General features: G+C 64.1%; 17 protein-coding genes and 1 pseudogene. 12 read left to right on the forward strand and 6 right to left on the reverse strand.

Annotated elements, in window-relative coordinates; all coding sequences use genetic code 11:
- The first annotated feature begins 19 nt into the window (after window positions 1–19).
- The 6 genes from K6I40_RS11210 to K6I40_RS11235 all read left to right on the forward strand — a co-directional run bounded on the left by K6I40_RS11210 (window position 20) and on the right by K6I40_RS11235 (window position 6,269).
- Complete coding sequence (locus tag K6I40_RS11210) at window positions 20–1,228, forward strand: hypothetical protein (RefSeq protein ID WP_222919075.1); 1,209 nt, start codon at window positions 20–22, stop codon at window positions 1,226–1,228.
- 66 nt (window positions 1,229–1,294) lie between these two features.
- Window positions 1,295–2,239, forward strand: a complete 945-nt coding sequence (locus K6I40_RS11215) for a 1,4-dihydroxy-2-naphthoate polyprenyltransferase (protein ID WP_222919076.1) — start codon at window positions 1,295–1,297, stop codon at window positions 2,237–2,239.
- Window positions 2,236–3,330, forward strand: a complete 1,095-nt coding sequence (locus K6I40_RS11220) for an o-succinylbenzoate synthase (protein WP_222919077.1) — start codon at window positions 2,236–2,238, stop codon at window positions 3,328–3,330. Before K6I40_RS11215 ends, K6I40_RS11220 begins: the two co-directional genes overlap by 4 nt.
- Window positions 3,327–4,949, forward strand: a complete 1,623-nt coding sequence (locus K6I40_RS11225) for a class I adenylate-forming enzyme family protein (RefSeq protein ID WP_222919078.1) — start codon at window positions 3,327–3,329, stop codon at window positions 4,947–4,949. Before K6I40_RS11220 ends, K6I40_RS11225 begins: the two co-directional genes overlap by 4 nt.
- Before the next feature lie 81 nt (window positions 4,950–5,030).
- Window positions 5,031–5,846, forward strand: coding sequence for an NRDE family protein (locus K6I40_RS11230; RefSeq protein ID WP_222919079.1), 816 nt, complete (start codon window positions 5,031–5,033; stop codon window positions 5,844–5,846).
- 72 nt (window positions 5,847–5,918) lie between these two features.
- Window positions 5,919–6,269, forward strand: coding sequence for a MarR family transcriptional regulator (locus K6I40_RS11235; RefSeq protein ID WP_222919080.1), 351 nt, complete (start codon window positions 5,919–5,921; stop codon window positions 6,267–6,269).
- 256 nt (window positions 6,270–6,525) lie between these two features.
- On the opposite strand, the gene K6I40_RS11240 is transcribed toward K6I40_RS11235, so the two are convergent.
- The 3 genes from K6I40_RS11240 to gatC form a co-directional block, all read right to left on the reverse strand.
- Window positions 6,526–6,939, reverse strand: a complete 414-nt coding sequence (locus K6I40_RS11240; protein ID WP_222919081.1) for a hypothetical protein — start codon at window positions 6,937–6,939, stop codon at window positions 6,526–6,528.
- 130 nt (window positions 6,940–7,069) lie between these two features.
- Window positions 7,070–8,347, reverse strand: a complete 1,278-nt coding sequence (gene gatA / locus K6I40_RS11245; protein WP_222919082.1) for an Asp-tRNA(Asn)/Glu-tRNA(Gln) amidotransferase subunit GatA — start codon at window positions 8,345–8,347, stop codon at window positions 7,070–7,072.
- 2 nt (window positions 8,348–8,349) lie between these two features.
- Window positions 8,350–8,628, reverse strand: a complete 279-nt coding sequence (gene gatC, locus K6I40_RS11250; RefSeq protein WP_222919083.1) for an Asp-tRNA(Asn)/Glu-tRNA(Gln) amidotransferase subunit GatC — start codon at window positions 8,626–8,628, stop codon at window positions 8,350–8,352.
- A 197-nt stretch (window positions 8,629–8,825) separates the two neighbouring features.
- Between gatC and K6I40_RS11255 the strand changes: the two genes are divergently transcribed.
- Both K6I40_RS11255 and K6I40_RS11260 read left to right on the forward strand, forming a co-directional pair.
- The gene (locus K6I40_RS11255; RefSeq protein WP_222919084.1) at window positions 8,826–9,815 is read left to right on the forward strand and encodes a transcription initiation factor IIB; all 990 of its coding nucleotides are present in this window, start codon (window positions 8,826–8,828) and stop codon (window positions 9,813–9,815) included.
- Between the two features lie 667 nt (window positions 9,816–10,482).
- Window positions 10,483–11,424: an alpha/beta hydrolase gene (locus K6I40_RS11260; RefSeq protein WP_255681983.1), complete on the forward strand. Its 942-nt coding sequence runs from the start codon at window positions 10,483–10,485 to the stop codon at window positions 11,422–11,424.
- Here K6I40_RS11260 and K6I40_RS11265 read toward each other — a convergent pair.
- The 3 genes and pseudogenes from K6I40_RS11265 to K6I40_RS11275 all read right to left on the reverse strand — a co-directional run bounded on the left by K6I40_RS11265 (window position 11,408) and on the right by K6I40_RS11275 (window position 12,311).
- A pseudogene (locus tag K6I40_RS11265) lies at window positions 11,408–11,670 on the reverse strand (DUF2249 domain-containing protein). The gene K6I40_RS11260 and the pseudogene K6I40_RS11265 overlap by 17 nt on opposite strands.
- Window positions 11,671–11,787: 117 nt before the next feature.
- Window positions 11,788–12,021 carry a DUF2249 domain-containing protein gene (locus K6I40_RS11270; RefSeq protein ID WP_222919085.1) on the reverse strand — a complete coding sequence of 78 codons (234 nt, stop codon included), beginning with the start codon at window positions 12,019–12,021 and terminating at the stop codon, window positions 11,788–11,790.
- Window positions 12,022–12,083: 62 nt separating this feature from the next.
- Window positions 12,084–12,311 carry a DUF2249 domain-containing protein gene (locus K6I40_RS11275; RefSeq protein WP_222919086.1) on the reverse strand — a complete coding sequence of 76 codons (228 nt, stop codon included), beginning with the start codon at window positions 12,309–12,311 and terminating at the stop codon, window positions 12,084–12,086.
- 135 nt (window positions 12,312–12,446) lie between these two features.
- Between K6I40_RS11275 and K6I40_RS11280 the strand changes: the two genes are divergently transcribed.
- The 4 genes from K6I40_RS11280 (at window position 12,447) to K6I40_RS11295 (ending at window position 16,678) form a co-directional block, all read left to right on the forward strand.
- A complete protein-coding gene (locus K6I40_RS11280; RefSeq protein WP_222919087.1) occupies window positions 12,447–13,121 on the forward strand; it encodes a helix-turn-helix domain-containing protein in 675 nt (224 codons plus the stop codon).
- Between the two features lie 238 nt (window positions 13,122–13,359).
- Window positions 13,360–15,021, forward strand: coding sequence for a 4Fe-4S ferredoxin N-terminal domain-containing protein (locus K6I40_RS11285; RefSeq protein ID WP_222919088.1), 1,662 nt, complete (start codon window positions 13,360–13,362; stop codon window positions 15,019–15,021).
- Window positions 15,018–16,370, forward strand: coding sequence for an NrfD/PsrC family molybdoenzyme membrane anchor subunit (gene nrfD / locus K6I40_RS11290; protein WP_222919089.1), 1,353 nt, complete (start codon window positions 15,018–15,020; stop codon window positions 16,368–16,370). Before K6I40_RS11285 ends, nrfD begins: the two co-directional genes overlap by 4 nt.
- On the forward strand, window positions 16,367–16,678 hold the full coding sequence (locus K6I40_RS11295; RefSeq protein ID WP_222919090.1) for a hypothetical protein: 312 nt from the start codon (window positions 16,367–16,369) through the stop codon (window positions 16,676–16,678). The genes nrfD and K6I40_RS11295 overlap by 4 nt, the downstream gene beginning before the upstream one ends.
- The last annotated feature ends 81 nt before the right edge of the window (window positions 16,679–16,759 follow it).

A 16,759-nucleotide genomic window follows, 5' to 3' on the forward strand; every position in this document is an offset into this window, starting at 1 on the left:
ACTCGAGGCCACAGCTGATATGAACCGACGAACGATCCTCCGGCGGACGACCGCGCTCCCGGCGGCACTGGCCGTCGCGGGCTGTGCGGCACCGGGCACTGAATCCGGCGAGAGCGACGGCAGCGCCGATGACGGCGGGAACGGGACCGACTCTCCGGACGTCTCGGGGACCGCACCGATCCCGCGGATCGAGGACCCACCCGAGGCGGTCTATCTCCCCGGCCACCGGAAGTCGATGCGGGTACTTGAGCAGGTCACGGCCGGCGATTACACGCTCGTGCCGATGCTCTCGTATCCGCATCCGTTCTGGACCGTCACCGGGACCGACCGTCACCTCGTCGAACCGGCGGCCGGTCACGGCGTCCATCTCATGCTCATCTGCTGGGATCGGGAGACGGGCGTCGTCCTCCCCGGGGACGCCGAGCCGAGAGTGACGATCACTCAGCGGGGAGAGCAGGTCACGTCCCGACAGCTCTGGCCCATGCTCTCTCAGGAGATGGGCGTCCACTTCGGTGACAACGTCTCCCTGCCAGCGGATGACACCTACACCGCCAGCGTCAACCTCCCGCCGCTCCCGACGCGTCGAACCGGCTCCCTCGCGGGACGGTTCACCGACGGCGGATCCGCGACGTTCGAGTTCACGTACGACCGGGCGTTCCGCGAGGAGGTCGTCGAGGGGATAGATCTGCTCGAGCGAGAGCGCTGGGGAGAACGGGGGGCGCTCGAGCCGATGGCACACGGCGACGATGGGAGTATGGACGCCGAGCTACCGTACTCCGCGCTACCGCCGGCCGCCGACGTCCCCGGCACGCGGCTAGTCGAGTCGAACGCGGAGGCCGACACGAATGTCGACGACGGCCGTCCCAGCAGCGGCGACGCGGCGGTCATCGTCACGCTGCTCGAGTCCGACTCTCGCCTGGCCGACGGTGAGGATCGATACCTGCTCGTCTCGCCGCGAACGCCGTACAACCGCGTGCCGCTGGTGAACATGTCACTACGCGCTACCGTCCGACGGGACGGTTCGATCGTTGGCAACGGGGAACTCGAATTGACGCAAACGCTCGATGCCGAGGTCGGCCTACACTACGGACGATCGGTAACGGACATCCGGCCGGGCGATTCGGTCACGCTCGAGGTCGAATCACCGCCACAAGCGGCCCGCCATCAGGGGTACGAGACGGCCTTTTTCGACATGCCACCGCTCGAGTTGGTGGTCCCCGCAGCGTGAGCACTCGGTCGGGGCGGCGACTCGCAATGCCAACGTTGACACTCTCTCGAGTGGGACACTCGAGCAATGAGTTCGGCTGAGGTCGAAATTTCACGGACGAAGGCGTGGCTGATGGCGGCCCGCCCCCAGACCTTGCCCGCGGCTGCGGCTCCGATCATCGTGGGGACGGGGTTGGCAGTTCACGAGGGTGTGTTCGCGCCGCTGCCGGCGGTAATGGCGTTCGTCGGTGCGGCGCTGATTCAGGTCGGGACGAATTTCGCGAATGACTACTACGACGCGGTCAAGGGTGCCGACACCGAGGACCGCGAGGGCTTTACCCGCGTCACCCAATCGGGGCTCATCTCCCCCGGACAGGTCAAGCTCGCGACCGTCGTGACGTTCGGGCTGGCGATCCTCACCGGCACCTATCTCGTCTACGTCGGGGGGCTCCCGATCCTCGTCGTGGGGGTCGTGAGCGTCTTCTGCGGCTGGGCCTACACCGGCGGCCCCTACCCGCTGGGCTATCACGGGCTGGGTGACCTCTTCGTGTTCGTCTTCTTCGGCCTCGTCGCCGTGACGGGGACCTACTACGTTCAGGCCGTGGCGGTTCTCGCAGAGCCGCTCGCGACGACGGTTCCCGACGGAACGGTCACGCGCGAAGCCCTCGCAGCGAGCCTGCCGGTTGCCGGGCTCTCGACGGCCATCATCATCGTGAACAACATCCGCGACAGGGAGACCGACGCCGAGACCGGTAAGCGGACTCTGGCGGTCCGACTCGGCTACCGGTGGAGCCGCCTCGAGTACGTCGCCATGCTCGCGCTCGCCTACCTCGTGCCCGTCTGGTTCTGGCTCCGTGCGGACTTCGGCCCCGGCGCGTTGCTCCCGCTGGTGACCCTTCCCTATGCCGCGATGGTCGCCCGAACGGTCTGTACGCGAACTGACGGCGAGGCGCTCAACCCGGCGCTCGAGCAGACGGGCAAACTGCTCGCGATGTACGCGATCTGTTTCGCCGGAGGACTGGTGGTGCTATGAGCCCGAACGACGACCTCGCCCTGGAGTACCGGTCGTTCTCGCTGGAGTTGGCCGACCCCCTCGAGACGGCAGACGGGACGATCAACTCCCGTGACGGCTTTCTCGTTCGGTTGATCGACGGTGCGACGGGTGGGGATGGACCCGGCGACGATCCGGCCGTCGGCTACGGCGAAGCGACACCGCTGTCGGGCTGGACGGAGTCGCACGAGGACTGCAAAGCGGCTCTTGAGCGCGCACGTGAGGCGATTCGAATGGACGGCCCGAGCGAGGCACTCGAGGTGGTCGACCGGCAAGTCGCGGCCCGACACGCGCTCGCGATGGCGCTGGCGGACCTGCAGGCGACCCGCGAGTCGACGCCGCTGTATCGCTACCTCGGGCAAGGGCCGATGGTCGGCCGGGTGCCGGTCAACGCGACGATCGGTGACGGATCGCCGGCCGAGACCACCGAAGAGGCGCGCGCTGCTGTTGATCGCGGTTTCGGCTGCTGTAAGCTGAAAGTCGGCCTCCGGAGCGTCGAGGAAGACGTCGAGCGCGTTCGCCGGGTGCGCGAGGCCGTCGGCGACGGCGTCGAACTGCGGGCCGACGCCAACGAGGCCTGGACCTACGAGGAAGCCCAGTCGGCACTCGAGACCTTCGGCGACCTCGGCGTCTCGATCCTCGAGCAGCCGCTGCCCGCGGGAGCGCTCGAGGGCCACGCCGACCTCCGCGAGTTGCAGACTGGCGTCTCGATCGCACTCGACGAGGGGCTGCTCGAGCACGGCGTCGACGCGATTTGTGAGGCCGGTGCGGCGGACGTCGTCGTCCTGAAACCCATGGCGCTGGGCGGGATCGACGTGGCCCGCAAGGTCGCAGCCTGGCTGACCGAACTCGACGTCACGCCGCTGGTGACGACGACGATCGATGGGGTCGTCGCCCGGACGGGCGCGGTCCACCTCGCGGCGGCGATTCCCGACGTGCCGGCCTGCGGGCTCGCAACCGGCGAACTGCTCGCGACCGATCTAGGACGGGATCCCGTGTTGCTCGAGAAGGGGTCGGCCGTCGTCCCGCAGGCGAAGGGACTCGGCGTCTCGGATGTGTGGGGAGAGCGATGATCGGCGAGCCGATCGACTGGCCGACGCGCGATCTGGTCAGCCACCGCGTCGCGGCGACGCCAGAGCGGACGGCGCTACTCGATATCGAGACCGACACTGAGTGGAGCGTCCGCGAGTTCGACCGCCGCGTCGACCACCTCGCGTTGCGTCTCGAGGAGCGCGCCCTCGAGGGGAGCGGTACCGAGCGAGGTGACCGCGAGCGGATCGGTCTCCTCATGGACACCCGTCCCGCCTTCGCGACGCTCTTTTTCGCCGCGATGCGGACCGGCACGACCGTGGTCCCGCTGAACGTCCGCGAGACGACCGGCGAACTCGCGGCGAAGGTCGAACGGACGGACGTCGCCGCGATCGTCTGCGAACGCGGGACCGAAGCCGCTGCGCTCGAGATTGCTGCCGAAACCGGTTCAGTCGACGTTTACTCGGTGGACGACCCGGAAAGGGAACGGACGGGGCCGCTGGTCCTGTCTGATTCGAGCGATGCGACGGATCCCGGCCTCGAGTCGCGATCGGTCGAGCCGGTCGCGCTCGAGCGCGACGATACCCAACTGATCATGTTCACGTCCGGCACGTCCGGGGAGCCAAAGGGTGTCCGGCTGACGGTCGGCAACCTCGTCGCGAGCGCGACCGCCTCCGCGTTCCGGCTGGGCGTGAATCCGGCCGATCGGTGGCTCTGCTGTCTCCCGATGTACCACATGGGCGGGCTGGCGCCCGTGATCCGGTCGGTGCTGTACGGGACGACCGTGGTGATTCAGCGCGAATTCGACGCGGAATCGACCGCTCGCGCGCTTGACGACTCCGACGTGACCGGCGTCTCGCTCGTCCCGACGATGTGCAAGCGGCTGCTCGACGCCGGCTGGGAGCCGGCCGACGCGCTGCGGTTCGTCCTGCTCGGCGGCGCGCCCGCGTCCGACGAGTTTCTCGAGCGCTGTCGAGAGGCAAGCGTCCCGGTCCATCCGACCTACGGGATGACTGAGACGGCGTCCCAGATCGCGACGGCGACGCCCGCGGAGACCGGGACACACGAGGGGACCGTGGGACAGCCACTGGTCTTTACCGACGTCTCAGTCGTCGACGAGACGGGTTCGACGGTCGAACCCGGCGAACCGGGCGAACTCGTCGTCTCGGGACCGACGGTGACGCCGGGCTACCTCGAGGACGAGCAGACGGCGGCGGCGTTCGGCGAACGCGGCTTCCACACCGGCGACGTCGGCTATCGGGACGCCGACGGTCGGCTGTGGGTCCTCAACCGCCGCAGCGATCGCATCGTCACCGGCGGCGAGAACGTCGATCCCGGAGAGGTCGTCGCCGTGCTCCGGGAGCATCCCCGCGTCGAGGATGCCGCGGTCGTTGGGCTCGCGGACGAGGAGTGGGGAGAGCGAGTCGCCGCGCTCGTCGTTCCCGATTCGGAGACGAATCCGGAGACGGGACCGGACGCCGATCGGCTCCTCGAGCCCCGGTCGCTGCTCGCCCACTGCGACGAGCGCCTCGCCGGGTTCAAGCGACCGAAGACGATCGGATTCGCCGACGCGCTCCCCCGGACGGCCTCGGGAACCGTCGACCGCGAGGCGGTTCGAGAGCGCCTGCTCGAGGCGGGGACGGACGTCACTGACGCCGTGTGACCGCGGATCACTCGCGTCCACTGCCCGCCGAGACTGCCGCTGGAACGGAAGTTAAGGCGCTGGCGTCCCTACCCTCGTCTCGTGTGTACGCTCACGCTCGCCTGGCAGGTCTTCGACGACGCGCCGGTCGCGGTCGCCGCGAACCGCGACGAAGCACTAGGCCGGGAGTCGGTTCCGCCCGCCATCTACGACGAGGAGCCGCTGATCGTCGCGCCGCGGGACGCCGAGGCCGGCGGCACGTGGATTGGCTACAACGAGTTCGGCGTCTTCGTGGGACTGACGAATAAATGGACCACCACCGACCTCGCCGGCGAACGGTCGCGCGGGTTGCTCGTCGCGGACGTACTCGAGGCGCGATCCGCCGCGACAGCGAAATCGATCGTCGAAGACGCGACCGATGCCGACGAGTACAGCGGCTTCTACCTCGTCGTCGCTGACGACGCGGACGCGTTCTGTTATCAGTGGGACGGCGCGCTCTCCCTGACCGAGTTCGAGCCAGGAGTTCATGTCGTCGTCAACGTCGCGGTTGACGACGACGTCGACGTGCCGTCGATTCGGCCCGAGGCGGGTCGGGAGCAGGCGGCGAACGCTCGAGCAGTGCGAGAGACGCTCGCGGCCGAGCCGGGAGAGACGGCCGCGGGGTGGCTCGAGCGGGCTGGCGACGTCCTCGGCGATCACGAGTACGGCGTCTGTATCCACCGAAATGGGTTCGGGACTCGGTCGTCATCGCTGATCGCGCTCGGCTCCGAGACGACGCAGTACGCCTACGCGCCGGGACCGCCCTGTCGGACGGGCTACGAGGACGTGACCGTCGCCGCGGCGGCCGGCACGGCTGCTGGTGTCGAACCGGAGTGTCAGGGCGACGACCCAGCGGTCGACGGCGAAGGGCACATTTAAGCGGCTCGCTCTATCTCATATGGATATGGACGCACTCCTGCCAGTAGCGACGCACACGGCGAGGTGGTCACCGTGAGCGTTTCCGCGGCCGAAGCCGAACTCACCGACGACGAGCGAGCCGGTCTCGAACTCGTTCGTGAGTCCGGTGGCATCCACCAGAGCGACTTCTGGAAGGAACTGGACGTCTCCTCGCGGAAGGGCAGCCGGATCGTCGAGTCCCTCGTCGAGAAGGAACTCGTCGATCGAGAGGAGACAGTCTACGCCGGACACAACACCTACTACATCTCGCCGACCGCTCGAGACCTCGATTTCACCCTCCTGATGGCCGGCGACATGCTCTCGCCCTTCATCGGCGAGGAAGAGGTCGATCCCAACAGCGACGCCTTCTCGCAGTGGATCATGAACCTCGCGTACGAGGAGTAATCGGCCCGTCTGACGGCCGATCGAACAGGCTAAAACACGGATTTTGCGGATTTGTCGCCCTGGAAGCGCCTCGAGCGCTCGGTGTCGGATCGTCCGCGTTCCGGCGACCCGGTTCGGCACGATTCGCCGGATTCAGCCGTTCGGGTTTGCTGTACACCGCACCTGAGCGACGTGAGTGAATTGATGGTGAGTCCTCTCGATCTGATAGCAGAACGCGGGTCCAGAAGGGGATTCGACCGGACCGAATCAGAGACTACTACTCGTAGAGATCGAACCGCTCAATGAGGACGAACGGGTCGCGGTCGTGGTTGTAGTAGGACACGTCGCCGTCGAGGGCCTCGATGAGTTGCCGATGGACTTCGCGTGCGGCCCGGCTCTCGTCGGGCTCTAGGTGGTGTGTGCCACGCATATCGGTCCAGAATCCGCCGTCAAGCCAAAGCAGGGTTTCGTTGGTGGACTGGTAGACGATCTCACCCTGTTCGGTCAGTCCGTCGATCGCGAACTGGCGACCGGAGAGCTGTGCACGAGCGAGAACGGCGATGAGCTGGCGGCGTGAGATTGGGGCGTGAAGCGCAACATCGTCAATCATCTCGCCGAAGTACGCCTCAACGAGATCACACGCCCGCGAGAACTCGTCGAACTCAACTTCCTGATTCTGTGCGATCTTCATGACATTCAAACCGAACGACTCGTTCGGTTAGACTACTGTTAGGAAAATTGGGTTAAAAATCTATGCCTCGGTTGCCGCGCCATCGCCACCGTCATCGAATCGAGCCCAGTCTGCAGACGCTCGAGCGGTGTCAGGCGAGTGCACTCGCAGCGCGGATCAACTGCTCCTCGCCGAAGGCGGGGCCGACGAGTTGGAGGCCGACGGGGAGGCCGTCGGTTTCGCCCGCCGGAACCGAGATGGCGGGCAGGTCGGCGAGGTTGACCGGCACCGTGTTCGCGTCGGCGAGGTACAACTGGAGCGGATCATCCAGGCTCTCGCCGAGTTCGAACGGCGGGACCGGCATCGTTGGGCTTGCGAGCACGTCGGCCTCCGAGAGCGCCTCATCGAAGTCCTGCTTGACCCACGCGCGAGCGTCCTGGGCCTTCTTGTAGTACTTGTCGTGGTAGCCCGCCGAGAGCGCGTAGGTACCGAGCAGGATCCGTCGCTTGACCTCGTCGCCGAAGCCTTCCTCGCGGGCCCGGGCGAAGGTCTCGTTCCAGTTGCCGTCGTAACCGCCCGAGTGCCCGTAGCGGACGCCGTCGAACCGCGCGAGGTTCGAGGACGCCTCCGACATCGCGATCACGTAGTAGGCCTCGACGGCGTGTTCGACCGACGGTAGCGAGACTTCGTGGTACTCCGCGCCGCGATCCTCGAGTTCGCCCAGTGCATCCCAGAACGTCTCGACGACGCCCTCGTCGGCGCCCTCGAGCAACTCCGTCGGAACGCCGATCGAAAGCCCGTCGACATCGCCGGTCGCGGCGTCTGCGTAGCTCGAGTCGTCGCCCTCGCTGCGACCCTCGCGTGTCGTCGCGTCACGTTCGTCGCTCCCGGCAATCACGTCGAGCAACTGCGCGGCGTCCTCGACGGTCTCGCCGAAGGGGCCGATCTGCTCGAGACTGTTGCCGTAGGCCACGAGGCCGTACCGCGAGACCAGTCCGTACGTGGGTTTGATACCGACGACGCCACAGAAGGCGGCCGGACAGCGGACGGAGCCACCGGTATCGGAGCCGAGCGCGAGGTCGGCCTCACCAGCGGCGACGGCGGCCGCGGAGCCGCCCGAAGAGCCGCCGGGGACGTGGCCCGGTGCGGCGGGGTTGTCCGTCTCGCCGAAGTAGGAGGTCTCGGTAGTCGTCCCCATCCCGAACTCGTCCATGTTGGCTTTGCCGACGATCGTTGCGCCGGCGTCCTTGAGTCGAGAGACGACCGTGGCGTCGTAGGGCGGGACGTAGTCCTCGAGCATCCGCGAGCCACAGGTCGTGCGGACGCCTTCGGTGGAGATGTTGTCCTTGACTGCGACCGTTTTGCCGGCGAGGGGGCCGTCCTCGGCACCCTCGATCCGCTCCTCGGTGATGAAAATGTTTTCAGACATGGTTACGAGACGTTCGGCCCCTTGAAGTAGCCATCCTCAGTTTCCGGCGCGTTCCGGAGCGCTTCCTCGCTGTCGAGCGAGGTGCGTTCCTCGTCCGGTCGCATCACGTTCGCGAGGTCGGCGTCCCGGTCGACTTCCGGCACCTCGTCTAACGTCTCGAAGTACTCGAGGATGTCCGCAAACTGCCCGGTGAATTGGTCGACCTCGTCATCGTCGAGGTCGACGCGAGCCAAATCCGCGACGTGGCGGACCTCCTCGGGACTCACAGCGTCGTCGCTCATACGTGTTCGCACCGGCCTCCGGAGAGTAAGGGTTTCGATACGGCCGGCACGACCGGAGACCGTGTTCCCACGCGTCAATCGTCGGCTCCGCAACTCGGTTCCGCCTCGCGACGCTGATCACAGCGTTTAAGTGACAGCAATCCGTTAAGACTGAACGAGCGAACGTTTTCCAGCGACAGGTTCCCGATTCGCAGACAATGACAGATACTCCCATTCGAACGCGGACTGACGAGCGAGACCAGACCGAGCCCGAAACCGAGAGCGAAGCGTCGGCCGAAACCGACCGCGAGCGAGAGCAGTGTCCGGAGTGTGACGGCCGACTGGTCGCCGACGACGAACACGCCGAGACCGTCTGCGAGGACTGTGGACTGGTCGTCGACGAGGGCGAGATCGACCGCGGCCCCGAGTGGCGTGCGTTCGACGCCGCCGAGAAAGACGAGAAATCCCGCGTCGGTGCCCCGATGACGAACATGATGCACGATCAGGGGCTCTCGACAAACATCGGCTGGCAGGACAAGGACGCCTACGGAAAGTCCCTGAGCTCTCGCCAGCGCGAGAAGATGCAGCGTCTGCGCACCTGGAACGAGCGGTTCCGGACTCGCAACTCCAAAGAACGCAATCTGAAGCAAGCGCTGGGAGAGATCGATCGGATGGCCTCCGCGCTCGGCCTCCCCGAAAACGTCCAGGAAACTGCCAGCGTCATCTATCGGCGTGCACTCGAGGAGGACCTGCTACCGGGCCGTTCCATCGAAGGCGTCGCAACATCCTCGCTGTACGCCGCGGCCCGACAGGCCGGCACGCCGCGCAGTCTCGACGAGATTTCCGCGGTCTCCCGCGTCGAGAAAACCGAAGTCGCCCGCACCTATCGATACGTCGTCCGCGAACTCGGGCTGGAGGTCCAGCCGGCCGATCCCGAAAGCTACGTGCCCCGTTTCGCCAGCGACCTCGACCTTTCCGACGAGAGCGAACTGCGCGCTCGCGGTCTGCTTGCGACGGCGAAGGAGAAGGGAATTCACAGCGGCAAATCTCCGGTCGGCCTCGCCGCGGCAGCAGTGTACGCGGCTGCGCTCCTGACGAACGAACAGATCACCCAAAACGACGTCAGCGAAGTTGCCAGTATCTCCGAAGTCACCATCCGAAACCGGTACCACGAACTGCTCGAGGCTGAGGACGGAGCAACCGTCTGACTCGTCCACTGAACCGCTGGCGAGCCGACCATTCAATAACATATTACTAGCCCTTAATATTATAATACCGCACCGAGCGCTCACGATCGATCGGTTACGAACTGTATACTCAAGGTTGATTTCATCGATGCTGACAGTATGCACTGCGATAACTGTGACACCGATGAGGTTGCATACACGTTAACGACCCACGTCGAACCGGCGGGACAGGACCACGTCCAACTCCATTTCTGTTCAACCGACTGCCTTCGCGTCTGGACGTGAAGGAGTGGGTCTTGACGGCGGGCCGTCCGATTCACGAGCGGTGGTGGAATGACTCGACAGTCGGGATTGTCAGCGAGCGCCGGATCCTAATCGCCTCGAGCGAAGACGAATCAAGAGCGGCAGGCTATACGGATAGCGGGTTATTTCGGGCGAAAAAAGCGATTCAAGAGGGGAGAGATGACTCCCAGTCACGACTCTCGCCGGAGACGTCTCTGATCGGCTCGTCTGCGATGGCGGCGATATTGAGCACACCGCGACGGCCCGCGCGGGTCAGTGCGTGACCGAGACTCAACGACGGTGACCGGTCCCGGCACCGGCTAACTCCATTTCGGCGGCTCGAGGCCGGGTATTCTCGGGGACACCCACCGAATCGATATGATGGTCCGTGATGGAGGGTGCAGTGATGGGCGCAAATTCGCGATCGCTGGTCACGAACGGGGAAATCGGGCCCGTCATTCCGCCGACGGTCAATGCGGAATCAACCTATCGGACGGTCAACGGGATCGAGCTACACGCCGTCACGGCAGGCGACGAGACGGATCCACTGGTCGTCTTGCTCCACGGCTTTCCCGAGTTCTGGTATAGCTGGCGAACCCAGATCGCACCGCTCGTCGAGGCCAGTTACCGTGTTCTGGTCCCCGATCTTCGCGGGTACAACCTGAGCGAGAAACCGAACGGCGTACGAGCGTACCGAATTCGCGACTCCTCGCGGGACGTCGCCGACTTGATCGCGACGGAGAACCGAGATGCCGCACACGTCGTCGGCCATGATTGGGGCGGCATGGTCGCTTGGGATCTCGGACTCCACTATCCGGAGACGGTCGATCGACTCGCCGTCGTCAACGCACCGCATCCGACCGCCTACCGACATCAAGTCATCGCGAACCCCAATCAACTGCGTCGAAGTTGGTACGCCATGGCGTTTCAGCTGCCGTGGCTTCCCGAGGTCGCCTGCCGATACGACGACTATCGCCTGCTCGAGCGAACCCTTCGCGAAACCGCCGCACCGGGGACGTTCAGCGACGACGGTCTCGCCCGCTATCGCCGCGCTTGGGACCGCGACGGGGCGCTCACCGGGATGCTCAATTGGTATCGGGCGGTCGCACGACATCCGCCGAGTCCGTCGACTGACCGGGTCGACGTGCCGACACTCGTCGTCTGGGGCGAAGCGGACGCGGCACTTGTGTCCGCCCTCGCGGTCGACAGCGTGGGGTTTTGTCCGGAGAGCCGCCTCGAGTTACTACCGGAGGCGAGTCACTGGGTTCACCATGAAAAATCTGAACGAGTGACGGCACTGCTGTGCGAACACCTCGAGTCGACGGCGGACATCAGTCGTTCCAGATGACCGTCACGACTTCGCCCTCGAGTTTGGTGGTCTCGTAGCGATAGCCGCGATCCTCGAGTTTCGGGTAGAGGAATTGCGGGGCGCGGTCATTGCGCTGGGTGAGCACCGTCTCCTCGGGTAGTTCAACGAGCAACTCGAGGGTCTGCTGGAGCGGATTGGGGGACCGAGCGGCCGCACGTCGAGGGTCTCTCGCGGTCGCTTGTTCGGTGCGTCGGTACGGTCGACGACAGTGGTGGGTGTTGACATATGTTCCCGTTCGGTCCTGCGATAGCTATTGTTCGCCCCGTACGTGTTCGGTCGCAGTATGGATCAGCGAGTGTGGGTCAGTTGGCGGATCGCCCAGTGCTCACGGACCGACCCGAATCACGTCTCTACTTTCGGGAACGTCGCGACGAACTCGTCAGAAGCGATCTGTTCGACCTCGTAGCCATCGGCGTCGAAGGTGTCGACCTCGGCCTCGAACTCGTAGAACAACGGCTTCGGTTCGTGATCGTTGACGATCGTCAGCGATTCGCCCGACTCGAGGGCGTCGAACTCGTCGTGGATCGTGGGATGGCGGTTCACCGGTGGAATGTCCCTGACATCGAGTCGTGTCATGCAATTCGTCCTCGGAACGAGTCCAGCATTGCCTTTCGTGCGAACATGATCGGTCCGGATCGCTACGCCTGCTCGATGAAGACGTGCCAGACGCCGCCCTCGCGTTCCTCGCTCTCGTGGGTGAACCCACGGTCGTCGAGCACCTCATAAAGTGGCTCCGGCTCGAATGGGGCGATCAGTCGTAGTCGGTGCTCCGTCTCGAGGTCCTTGAGTGCGGCCATGATGTCATCGAACGGTGGGCCGTCGATTTCCCTCACATCCAGCGTTCGTTCGGTGGATTTCGTTGCCATCGGTTTCGGGTTCGACCCGGGATCGGTTGATCGTTCGTTCGAACGTGTTCGCAACTTTCGGTCTTCCCGCGGAGCGGGAATCCGGCGAACATATTCGTAGCCACCGGGATATAGTTTCGAGCGGAACACGTTCGTATGGCCCAAGCAACTCTTACCCTCACGATGCCCGAGGACGTCTGGATCCAGCAGATATCGACGAACTATCCCGAGTCGACCTTCCGGGTCCTCGCGGCCGTGCCCGGATCCGAGTCCGGCTTCGCCCTCGTCCGAATCGCCGGTCCGGCAGTCCCCGAGGTGATCGAGGCCATGAACGATCACCCACAGCTCACCGAAATCACGCTCGCCCAGTGGAGCGACAACGAGGCGACGGTCCACTTCGAGACGACGTCACCGCTCCTGTTGTTCTCCTCCCGGGAGTCGGGAATGCCCATCGAGCTCCCGGTCGAAATACAGGACGGTGAGGCGAAAATAGATGTTACGGGCTCCCGTGAACGCCTCGCCGAACTCGCCGAACAGCTCGAGTACTTCGGCCTCCAGTATCGGATCGAGCACGTTCGCGAGCGACTCCACGAGAGTCAACTGCTCTCAGAGCGGCAACTCGAGGTGATCGTCGCGGCGGTCGAAGAGGGGTACTACGACACCCCGCGGCGGTCCTCGCTGACCGAACTAGCCGACCACCTCGATATCGCCAAGTCGACCTGCAGCGAGACGCTCCATCGAGCCGAGGAAGCGGTAATCAAACGATTCGTCGAGGATCTCCCGAGCGTTGATAGCGACGAAACGCTCGAAGAGGAACTCGCGAGTACCTAAAAGGGCCGTTCGGTGCGATACGGTATCCGGTCGAGCACCGGCCACGTTCGGGACTAGCTGTACTTGTATCCCCGAATATGTTCGCATCGATTCTCACGCGCTGGAAATCGGCTCGGTATTTCATCCGAGTACGGTTGTGAGAGGGGGAATGAGGATAGATAAATGAACGATTTCAAGTGTATGCCGTCGAGTACCTCCGGCATGACACCAGTGTCATATTCAGAGGTGTTCTGATCTAATGAGCACGGACGATGAATCATTCCACCCACTCGGCGAAGAGTGGGAGGACGAACTCGAGACGATGCTCGACGATACCGAGTACGACAGCGATCTCGGTATGGAGATGGCCCAGGATGCGATGCGGGTCACCAAGGGCGAGCTCTCTGAAGCCGACTTCCACGAACGCTATCACGAGGACGTGATGGAGGAGTTCGGCGAGGACGAGCGACCGACCAAAGAAGCCTACGAGGCAGCACAGGAGGAGGCGAAGGGAACCGCCTCCAGCATGCTCAATGCCTTCGACGGCGACGATGGAGAAACCCGTCGGGAGACGATGAAGAAGATGGGTGTCGGTGCAGCAGCCGTCGGAATGGGAGCGTTCGGCGCTACCCAAGACGGTCCCGCGGAGAGCCTCTCCGCCGAAGGAGGGCACTCGGAAACCAACGAGCACAGCGATACCCAGTGGGGGATGACGATTGACCTCGAGCGCTGTGACGGCTGTCTGACCTGTATGACGGCCTGTACCCAGGAGAACGATCTCGACGCCGGCGTCAACTGGATGTACGTTATGGCCTGGGAGGACGACCTCCACGGCAGCCCCGAGGAAGGCGGCAACACCGACGTCTACACCGACTTCAACATGGGGAGCGACTTCAACATGCTCGTGCGGCCATGCCAGCACTGCACGGACGCTCCCTGTGAGAAGGTCTGTCCGACGACGGCCCGTCACACCCGCGACAAGGACGGACTCGTCCTGACCGACTACGACGTCTGTATCGGCTGCCGATACTGTCAGGTTGCCTGTCCCTACGGCGTCAACTACTTCCAGTGGGACGAACCCGACGTGGCCTACGAGGACATCCCGGAGGGGGATGAACGCGATGTCGACAGCCCCGATCAGATCACGCACGCCGAGTACGAACACGGCGAGCGCTGGGTTGACAGTCGCGCGCCCCGGGGTACGATGAGTAAGTGTACGATGTGTCCGTCCATGCAGGACGGCGAGCAGGGCGAAGACAAGGTCGGGACGAGCGCCTGCGAAACGGCCTGTCCGCCGAACGCGATCCAGTTCGGGAACGTCAAAGACGAGAAGAGCGACCCGTCTCAGCACCGTGACCACCCGAGCAAGAGTCGTGCGATCATTCACCTGACGAACAGCACCGAAAGCAACAAGTCCGCTCCGTCGGCGGACCAGATCAACAGTGCCCTCAGCGAAGGCGACGACCTCGAGACCGCGATTGGGAAGATCGACGGCCTCACCGAGGACGTCCTCGCGATCATGAAGGCGATCGACATCGTCAGCGAGGGTACCGAGCCCAGCGGCGAAGAGAGCAACACCATCCTCGAGAACGAACAGAAGATCCTCTCCGCTGTCGAGGCCTTCCAGCAGTACGTCGACCTCGAGAGCGAGGAGGCCCGTGACGACCTGCAACTCGGCGACGGGAGCGAACAGGAGGCGAAGTTCCGTCTCCACCAGTACACGGGCAAACCGAGCTCGTTCCAGTTGCTCGAGGACGTCGGGACGAACCCGAACGTCACCTATCTCGGCCAGGAGCCCGGACCGGAGGCCGAACAGGTCGAAGGGCCAACCAAGTACGAGGACGTAGGAGACCTTGTCGATAAACGGCAGGACCTCCTCGACGAAGAGACCATCGGCGGTGTTGACGGGGTGTCGCTATGAGCACGAAGGAGCCAACTGAAGCGGACATCCTTCGCCCGATCAATACGCTCACGAAGAAGTACTTTATTATATACGGCGCTGCGGCCGTCGGCCTCATTGCCTTCCTCATCGCCTGGGGATTCCAGCTCCAGAAGGGTCTGGTCGTCACCGGTCTTGGCGACTGGGGGAGCGGTGGCGGTTCGACCTGGGGCCTGTACATCGGCGCGTTCATTTGGTGGGTCGGTGTCGCTCACGGCGGCATCATCCTCTCAGCCGCCGTCCGTCTACTCGGCATGGACCGATACCTGCCGATCGCTCGGCTTGCAGAGATGACAACGATCGGCGGCCTCTCGGCCGCCGGCTTCTACATTCTGGTCCACATGGGCCGTCCGGACCGGATGGTCACGAGTATCATTGGTCACTACCACATCACGGTCAACAACTCACCGCTCGTATGGGACGTGACCGTCATCACGGCGTACTTTGTGCTGTCGGCCACCTATCTTGGCCTGACACTACGGTACGACGTCAACCGCCTGCGTGACGATCTTCCCGACATGTTCGAGCCGGTCTACAAGCTGCTGACGATCGGGTATACCAAGAAGGAAGACGAGGTCATCGATCGGATGGTCTGGTGGCTCGCAGCGGCAGTCATCATCATGGCCCCGCTCTTGCTTCACGGTGGCGTCATCCCGTGGCTGTTCGCGTTGCTTCCCGCGATGCCCGCCTGGTCTGGCGGAATTCAGGGACCGATGTTCCTCAGCATTGCGCTGATGTCGGCGATCAGCGGCGTGATCATCATCTCGTACGCGTTCCGCCGCGCGTACGACTGGGACCACATCATCACCGACGACATCTTCCGCGGGCTACTCCTGTGGCTCGGGTTCTTCACCCTGTTGTTCCTCTGGTTCCAGCTGCAGGCAGTCTTCAACGGTATCTTCCTCGGCCCGCTTGACAAAGCACACGCGGCTGAGGCGAAGATCGCTCATCCGCTCTACCGTATCGCGATTGGGCTGATCTTCTCGTCACTCGTGTATATCTTCGCTCAGGGGATCCGTCCGGCACTATTCAGCAAGAAACGGGCGCTCGTCGTCAGCTGTGCAGTGCTTATGGGGACGCTGACCGAGAAGATCCTGTTCGTCGTTGAAGGGTTCATGGACCCACACTTCAATATCTACGCCAACACGCCCGGGACCTACTTCCCGAGCCTGGTTGAGTGGCTGTCACTCGTCGGGACGACTGCGCTGGTTGTACTTTTATTCCTCAACCTCTCGAAGCTAGTCCCAGTGGTCGAACTTCACGCGGTCGAACACCTGCGCGACGACCACGCACACGAGGACGAAGCGACTGAACCCGAGGTGGAAGCATGAACTCAGCATTAACAACAATTCCGTCGGAACTCCTGTACCACGGCTATGACGGCACCGCCGGCTTCACCGGCTTCGCCAACGAGGGGACTTGGATCATCTTCGCAGTCATTCTGGTCCCAGTCTACATCATGCTCGCAGCGTGGTTCCTCGGTGAACCCCGCGACACGAAGGCCGGACTGACCGGCGTGAGCTACCTCGTCGGACTGACGACGTCGATGTGGGTCGGGATGTTCGTCCTGACCGTGCTGATCGGCGTCGTCTTCTATGGCGGCCCGCCGGAGCCGATCAGCAGCGTCGGCCCGCCGTAACCGTCTCCGAATCACAGCTGAACACCGATTTCATCTTTCGCGCTTGCTACTATCACCCACTATGCCACCCGTGAGTTCCGG

The sequence above is a fragment of the Natrinema sp. SYSU A 869 genome (assembly GCF_019879105.1).
In the GTDB taxonomy this organism is placed as follows: domain Archaea; phylum Halobacteriota; class Halobacteria; order Halobacteriales; family Natrialbaceae; genus Natrinema.

Bases quoted from the DNA above. Each gene is read 5' to 3' on its own strand.
- gatA (WP_222919082.1), bottom strand. From the start codon at position 8,347: ATGTCTGAAAACATTTTCATCACCGAGGAGCGGATCGAGGGTGCCGAG.
- nrfD (WP_222919089.1), top strand. From the start codon at position 15,018: ATGAGCACGAAGGAGCCAACTGAAGCGGACATCCTTCGCCCGATCAAT.
- K6I40_RS11215 (WP_222919076.1), top strand. From the start codon at position 1,295: ATGAGTTCGGCTGAGGTCGAAATTTCACGGACGAAGGCGTGGCTGATG.
- K6I40_RS11275 (WP_222919086.1), bottom strand. From the start codon at position 12,311: ATGGCAACGAAATCCACCGAACGAACGCTGGATGTGAGGGAAATCGAC.
- gatC (WP_222919083.1), bottom strand. From the start codon at position 8,628: ATGAGCGACGACGCTGTGAGTCCCGAGGAGGTCCGCCACGTCGCGGAT.
- K6I40_RS11255 (WP_222919084.1), top strand. From the start codon at position 8,826: ATGACAGATACTCCCATTCGAACGCGGACTGACGAGCGAGACCAGACC.
- K6I40_RS11210 (WP_222919075.1), top strand. From the start codon at position 20: ATGAACCGACGAACGATCCTCCGGCGGACGACCGCGCTCCCGGCGGCA.
- K6I40_RS11280 (WP_222919087.1), top strand. From the start codon at position 12,447: ATGGCCCAAGCAACTCTTACCCTCACGATGCCCGAGGACGTCTGGATC.
- K6I40_RS11225 (WP_222919078.1), top strand. From the start codon at position 3,327: ATGATCGGCGAGCCGATCGACTGGCCGACGCGCGATCTGGTCAGCCAC.
- K6I40_RS11220 (WP_222919077.1), top strand. From the start codon at position 2,236: ATGAGCCCGAACGACGACCTCGCCCTGGAGTACCGGTCGTTCTCGCTG.
- K6I40_RS11240 (WP_222919081.1), bottom strand. From the start codon at position 6,939: ATGAAGATCGCACAGAATCAGGAAGTTGAGTTCGACGAGTTCTCGCGG.
- K6I40_RS11285 (WP_222919088.1), top strand. From the start codon at position 13,360: ATGAGCACGGACGATGAATCATTCCACCCACTCGGCGAAGAGTGGGAG.
- K6I40_RS11295 (WP_222919090.1), top strand. From the start codon at position 16,367: ATGAACTCAGCATTAACAACAATTCCGTCGGAACTCCTGTACCACGGC.
- K6I40_RS11270 (WP_222919085.1), bottom strand. From the start codon at position 12,021: ATGACACGACTCGATGTCAGGGACATTCCACCGGTGAACCGCCATCCC.
- K6I40_RS11260 (WP_255681983.1), top strand. From the start codon at position 10,483: ATGGGCGCAAATTCGCGATCGCTGGTCACGAACGGGGAAATCGGGCCC.